7 protein-coding genes are annotated in these 5,895 nt (G+C 41.0%); 3 read left to right on the top strand and 4 right to left on the bottom strand.

The genetic code is table 11. The annotated features are described in order from the left end of the window. Window positions 1–51 precede the first annotated feature (51 nt). Window positions 52–768, bottom strand: a complete 717-nt coding sequence (gene fadR, locus PSF16_RS16285) for a fatty acid metabolism transcriptional regulator FadR (RefSeq protein ID WP_006661650.1) — start codon at window positions 766–768, stop codon at window positions 52–54. A 220-nt stretch (window positions 769–988) separates the two neighbouring features. Between fadR and nhaB the strand changes: the two genes are divergently transcribed. Both nhaB and dsbB read left to right on the top strand, forming a co-directional pair. Beyond that, on the top strand, window positions 989–2,539 hold the full coding sequence (gene nhaB, locus PSF16_RS16280; protein WP_272689683.1) for a sodium/proton antiporter NhaB: 1,551 nt from the start codon (window positions 989–991) through the stop codon (window positions 2,537–2,539). Window positions 2,540–2,705: 166 nt separating this feature from the next. After that, window positions 2,706–3,221 carry a disulfide bond formation protein DsbB gene (dsbB, locus tag PSF16_RS16275; RefSeq protein WP_006661648.1) on the top strand — a complete coding sequence of 172 codons (516 nt, stop codon included), beginning with the start codon at window positions 2,706–2,708 and terminating at the stop codon, window positions 3,219–3,221. 45 nt (window positions 3,222–3,266) lie between these two features. On the opposite strand, the gene PSF16_RS16270 is transcribed toward dsbB, so the two are convergent. The 3 genes from PSF16_RS16270 to PSF16_RS16260 all read right to left on the bottom strand — a co-directional run bounded on the left by PSF16_RS16270 (window position 3,267) and on the right by PSF16_RS16260 (window position 5,249). Further along, window positions 3,267–3,572, bottom strand: coding sequence for a DUF333 domain-containing protein (locus PSF16_RS16270; protein ID WP_272689682.1), 306 nt, complete (start codon window positions 3,570–3,572; stop codon window positions 3,267–3,269). Window positions 3,573–3,610: 38 nt separating this feature from the next. After that, on the bottom strand, window positions 3,611–3,943 hold the full coding sequence (locus tag PSF16_RS16265) for a DMT family transporter (protein WP_006658773.1): 333 nt from the start codon (window positions 3,941–3,943) through the stop codon (window positions 3,611–3,613). 106 nt (window positions 3,944–4,049) lie between these two features. Then, window positions 4,050–5,249, bottom strand: a complete 1,200-nt coding sequence (locus tag PSF16_RS16260; protein ID WP_272689681.1) for a sugar transporter — start codon at window positions 5,247–5,249, stop codon at window positions 4,050–4,052. 238 nt (window positions 5,250–5,487) lie between these two features. Here PSF16_RS16260 and PSF16_RS16255 point away from each other — a divergent pair, with 238 nt between their 5' ends. Then, window positions 5,488–5,709, top strand: coding sequence for a DUF2594 family protein (locus PSF16_RS16255; RefSeq protein WP_006658775.1), 222 nt, complete (start codon window positions 5,488–5,490; stop codon window positions 5,707–5,709). Window positions 5,710–5,895 lie beyond the last annotated feature (186 nt).

Raw genomic sequence — 5,895 nt, 5'->3', positions numbered from 1 at the left:
CAAAAAAGCCAGCGCTAAAGCACTGGCTTCTGATTGAGCAAACGTTGTGGGCTAAATATTATTAGCAAGGTCTGATGGCATATTGCTTTGCATGTTATGCCAAATAATCCCACTGTCTTTACCGTAGTTTCTGACACACTCCATGACACGATCATAAGCTTGCTCGCGACATAAATGACTTAACTGCTGATAAAAACTTAACGCTAAACGGCGAGCTTCTGGATTCGAGAAATAATAGCGCCCTACGCGCGTATACAACCCTCTTAGTCCATTAATGATTAAGCCGTAAATTGGGTTACCTGACGCAAATGCCAGACCTCGGAAAATGTTATAATCCAGATCGCTAAAAGCATCTGAACTATCTTCAACTTTGTCTTTACCGGCTAACACTTCCAATGCGGCTTCTGGATCATTGCGAAATGCGGTTCGAATAAAAATAGCAGCGATATTTGTACGTACTGCTAGCAAGTTATCAATTAACTGAGGTACTCGGTCATGGTCTAACTTCGCGAGGGTTTCAAGGATATTTAACCCTGAGGTTTCCCAGTAGTTATTTACTTTGGTTGGCTTACCATGCTGAATAGTTAACCAGCCGTCACGAGCCAAACGTTGTAAAACTTCACGTAATGTAGTGCGCGTTACGCCTATTAATTCGGATAGCTCACGCTCCGCGGGTAAAATAGATCCTGGAGGAAAACGATTGTTCCAAATACTCTCAATAATGTACTCTTCCGCAAAACCTGCCGGACTTTGAGCTTTAATAACCATATTTTTATTATTCCAAACATTTTTAGACGGACTGCTAGAAATCATACCAGATTGTCACAATCTGAGATAGTTAGCTTTCTAATAAACCGTAGGTAAATCGTAAAAACCCTATATAATTAATATATTATCTATTAGCAAATAAGCTTAAATTCTATAAAAGATAAGAGTAGTATGTAACACGCTATCACACAACACTCGCTAAAGAGGATTAAAAGTCATAATGGATTTTAGTTTAAGAAGAGCATTTTTGAAGAATTTTTTGGGAAATTCTCCAGATTGGTACAAACTTGCTATCATTTTGTTCTTAATAATAAACCCAATTGTTTTCTACTTTGTTAACCCATTCATCGCTGGTTGGCTGCTCGTCATCGAATTTATTTTCACGTTAGCGATGGCGCTAAAATGCTACCCGCTTCAACCTGGGGGGTTGTTAGCCATTGAAGCCGTACTCATTGGCATGACTAGCCCAGCTCAAATATCCCATGAAATTAGCAATAATCTTGAAGTGATTCTATTGCTAATCTTTATGGTGGCTGGCATCTACTTTATGAAGCAACTTCTACTATTTGTCTTCACGAAGCTGTTAATAAACGTCCGTTCTAAACGAATTTTAGCGTTGTCATTTTGCTTAGCAAGTGCGTTTTTATCCGCTTTCTTAGATGCCCTAACGGTTATCGCTGTGGTCATTAGCGTTTCTATTGGCTTCTACGCTATTTACCATCAATATGCCTCTAGCCAGCCTAGCAATACCGACCTACAAAACGATGCCTTCATTGATACTGCTGAGAAAAAACACACGTTAGAACAGTTCCGTTCATTTTTACGTAGCTTAATGATGCATGCAGGTATCGGTACAGCCCTTGGCGGGGTAATGACCATGGTCGGTGAGCCACAAAACCTGATCATCGCCAAACATATTGAGTGGGACTTTATTACTTTCTACCTACGTATGGCACCAGTCACCATCCCTGTTTTCTTCTGTGGTTTACTGGTTTGTTTCCTCGTCGAGAAGTTTAAAATATTTGGTTATGGCGCTGAATTACCAGATTCCGTACGCCAAGTATTGGCCGATCATGATAAAAAGATGAGTGCAAAACGTAGCAAGAAAGAACAAGCACAGCTGATTGTGCAAGGTCTTATCGGGATTTGGTTGATTGTCGCATTAGCATTTCACCTTGCTGAAGTAGGGCTCATTGGTCTTTCCGTAATTATCCTTGCCACGACATTCTGCGGGATCACTGAAGAACATGCTCTCGGCAAAGCGTTTGAAGAGGCATTGCCATTTACTGCTCTGCTCACGGTATTTTTTAGTGTTGTTGCGGTGATCATTGACCAGCAACTCTTCACACCATTTATTCAGTATGTACTGCAATCCTCTGAATCGTCACAACTCTCACTATTCTATTTATTTAATGGATTACTTTCAGCCGTCTCCGATAATGTGTTTGTTGGAACGGTATATATCACTGAAGCCTTAAAAGCAGCAAATGCAGGGTTAATTTCAGCCGAGCAATATCAGCACTTAGCCGTGGCGATTAACACCGGAACAAACTTACCGTCGGTCGCAACACCAAACGGGCAAGCCGCATTCCTGTTCCTGCTAACTTCAGCCCTTTCCCCACTGATCCGCCTTTCTTATGGACGCATGGTATGGATGGCGCTGCCATTTACTATCGTGATGACGGTCGTTGGTTTGCTTGGGGTTGAGTTGTGGTTAATCCCACTAACCGATTGGATGGAAAGTATTGGTTTAGTTACCATCCCTCGCTAATGAATTTTGATAACCCCTTTTGTTGACTCAAAGCCGCATACTTATGCGGCTTTTTTTGTAATAAAACGTAAAAACTAAGCTAATCTTATTCTAATCTGATTTTGCTGCTTTTTTTATCACCCAGATAGAGGCAGAATAAGCCAATTATTAATGAAGGGAATTAATTATGTTCAGATTTTTTAATTACTGTTCTCAAGGACGGTCAGCTTGGCTACTCATGGCATTCACAGCTTTTATGCTTGAATGTGCAGCACTGTACTTCCAGCATATTATGAAGCTACAACCATGCGTAATGTGCATCTATGAGCGCGTTGCATTGATGGGAATTATTGCAGCGGGTTTAATTGGGGCGATAGCACCTAAAAGCACCGTTGTTAAAGTGATTGCAATTGTGATTTGGCTGTATGCCGGTTGGCGTGGGCTAGACCTGTCATGGGAACACACCATGCTGCAACTTTATCCGTCGCCTTTTGCATCTTGTGACTTCTTCGTGAATTTCCCAGATTGGTTGCCACTGCAAGAATGGGTTCCTTCTGTGTTTGAAGCAACAGGTGATTGTGCAGTAAGACAATGGGCATTCTTAGGCTTAGATATGCCGCAATGGTTAGTGGGTATTTTTGTTGCCTATATCTTAGTTGGCGTGATTGTCGCTATCAGCCTATTCTTCCCAAGTAAAAAATAACCTTTCTTTTCGCCCATCAATTTTATTTGATGGGCGTCTCAAGTTTTAAATGCAGGCTCCATTTCGGATGACCGATACTGTGCAACGCCGCCCATTAGCAAACTGGCAAACGGGGGTTTTTTCACCATTTAATTCTAAATTCAATGAAGGTAATCCACCCGCAGAAGTGCAGGCTTCTTGCACACCTGGTCCTAAATTCACAACTTGCTGTGCATATTGAGAACCGGCGGTTTCTGCTCTTGTCATCTTACTGTTTTCCGAGCTACCGCACGCTGAAAGCAAAACGGCTAACGCCGTAACGGATCCCATTGCCATCACTGTTTTTAACAGCGATTGACCTTTCCTTTTCATTTTCTTTCTCCAACAGTATCAGCGCTGTCTCAGTTCCCTTAATGGGTGCCACTCTTAGAAAACAGGTTGATGACTAAAACACCAGTTATAATTAATAGCATACCAATAATTGCGGGTAAATCGAGTTTTTGGTTATAAATATAGATGGCAGCCACAGAAACCAACACAATCCCAAGACCGGACCAAATGGCATAGGCAATCCCCAGCGGCATCACCTTCACAACCTGAGAAAGCCCCCAAAAAGAGATGGCATAACCAATGACTACCACTAAGGATGGCCAAAAACGGCTAAAACCATCTGATGCTTTTAGTGTCGTCGTCGCAATAACCTCTGCAATAATGGACATTAGTAAAAAGCCCAATCCTTTCATAATTCACCTTTATTTATTGATTAACCTAATATTTGGCAGAAATTTAGCACACTAAAAAGCACCATACTAACCTTTAATTAGTACAGTGCTGATGAATAAAGAAGACTTAATGATCGGCAGGCACTAACTGTTTTTCTTTGAATGCTGACGTATAACGTAAGTAGATAAACAAGCACCAAGCGAGAGCTAAGATACTAATAATTGCGCCTACGTAACCAATATTAGTCATTCCCATATGGGTAATAACTTGATTGCCCAATAACGCACCTGCGCCAATACCGATATTATATAATCCCGAGAAAATTGACATCGCCACATCCGTTGCATCCGGCGCTAAATCAAGGACTTTAACTTGGATGCCAAGGCTGATACACATAATCGCAATTCCCCAAAGTACACAAATACCTATAAGTGTCCAAACATCACCACTTAATGGCATAAATAGTGCTAAACAGAGTGTAATCAAAATAATCGATGCAGGTAAAAATGTCAGTGTAAAACGGCTACTGTATCGACTAAACAATACACTACCGAAAATGCCCGCACCGCCAAAGATTAACAATAATACAGTGGCAAAATTTTGACTCTGTAAGGCAACATCACGCACAAATGGTTCAATATAACTGTAGGCAGTAAAATGCGCCGTAATCACGACCGTGATCAGGACAAACACCCCAATTAAAGCTGGGCGTTTAAAAATAATCGGTAAGCTTTTTAAAGACCCTGAATGTTCACTCGGTAAACGCGGTAAAAATCGCAATAACGCAATCATCGTTAATAATGCCAACACACCGATACACAAGAATGTTACTCGCCAGCCCATCCATTGCCCGATAACACGGCCTAGTGGTAGCCCCAAAACAGTCGCTAAGGCTGTTCCCGTTGCAAGTAAACCCAATGCTTGCGCTTTTTTGCCCGCAGGAGCGACTCGGATTGCCAATGAGGCGGTGATAGACCAAAACACAGCATGGGATAATGCAATACCAATGCGTGCAACAATCAACACTTCAAAATTCCATGCAATCCCACACAGAATATGACTAAGAATAAAGATAACAAATATGCACCCCAATAACTTTCGCCGTTCAAATTTTCCCGTCATTAGCATCAAAGGGAGGGACATCACTGCGACAACCCACGCATAAATCGTGATCATTAGCCCTGTATGAGCCACTGTCATATGAAAACTTTCTGCGATATCACTCAGTAATGCGACAGGAACAAATTCGGTGGTATTAAAGACAAAAGCTGCAACGGAGAGCGCCAATACACGGATCCATGCAGTGCTTCGAGAAACCTGAGACATGGTTTACGACATCCTGTTGAAGATAATTAAGACCAATAATAGCCTTCAGTTCATTTTTGTGAATAATATCACACTCGTCATTCATCTTTAAAGGATTGAAAACTATCGTTTTCAGACTCTTTTCTTATAGAAGAACTATTATTTCTCTCTTATTTTCATACCTGTTTGAAAAGCGACAGAATCATTTCTTCTATGCTACAATCTGCAAATTACTTTTTATTCTTACAGGAATTCCTAAATGAAAACCCATTTTCCAACTGAGCCCGATGTAAACTCTTTAGCTGACGAAGTAACCTGTTTAAAAAATCTTGTTACTCACATGCTTAAAGCTATCGGTCAAGCTGATGCGGGTAAGATTCTGATCAAAATGCAGCGCGAAGTCGCTTCAATGGAAGATGAGAATCAAGCTGAGACCTACAAAAACATCTTAGAACAAATTAAGACAGGTTATCGTCAATAGGCATTTAACGATAAATGCGATTCAGCCCATTAAATAAGAATGGTCTCCTAAAGTGCACAAAAAACTAAGTTTTGCTTATTCGGATCCTTTATCTTTGATCCCGAATTAAACCATTCTTTATTCATTTAGCTCCCCCTTCAAGTCCCTATGAAGGGGGCTTTTTTTGCCCAAACTTACCCATTACTC

It is taken from the genome of Providencia sp. PROV033 (assembly GCF_028484855.1).
Classification (GTDB): Bacteria; Pseudomonadota; Gammaproteobacteria; order Enterobacterales; family Enterobacteriaceae; genus Providencia; species Providencia alcalifaciens.
The sequence above is the reverse complement of the archived record's forward strand: the minus strand, read 5'-3'. Positions and strand labels throughout refer to the sequence as shown.

Excerpts from the sequence above, each read along its gene's own strand:
- PSF16_RS16255 (WP_006658775.1), top strand. The coding sequence starts at position 5,488 with ATGAAAACCCATTTTCCAACTGAGCCCGATGTAAACTCTTTAGCTGAC.
- PSF16_RS16265 (WP_006658773.1), bottom strand. The coding sequence starts at position 3,943 with ATGAAAGGATTGGGCTTTTTACTAATGTCCATTATTGCAGAGGTTATT.
- nhaB (WP_272689683.1), top strand. The coding sequence starts at position 989 with ATGGATTTTAGTTTAAGAAGAGCATTTTTGAAGAATTTTTTGGGAAAT.
- PSF16_RS16260 (WP_272689681.1), bottom strand. The coding sequence starts at position 5,249 with ATGTCTCAGGTTTCTCGAAGCACTGCATGGATCCGTGTATTGGCGCTC.
- fadR (WP_006661650.1), bottom strand. The coding sequence starts at position 768 with ATGGTTATTAAAGCTCAAAGTCCGGCAGGTTTTGCGGAAGAGTACATT.
- dsbB (WP_006661648.1), top strand. The coding sequence starts at position 2,706 with ATGTTCAGATTTTTTAATTACTGTTCTCAAGGACGGTCAGCTTGGCTA.
- PSF16_RS16270 (WP_272689682.1), bottom strand. The coding sequence starts at position 3,572 with ATGAAAAGGAAAGGTCAATCGCTGTTAAAAACAGTGATGGCAATGGGA.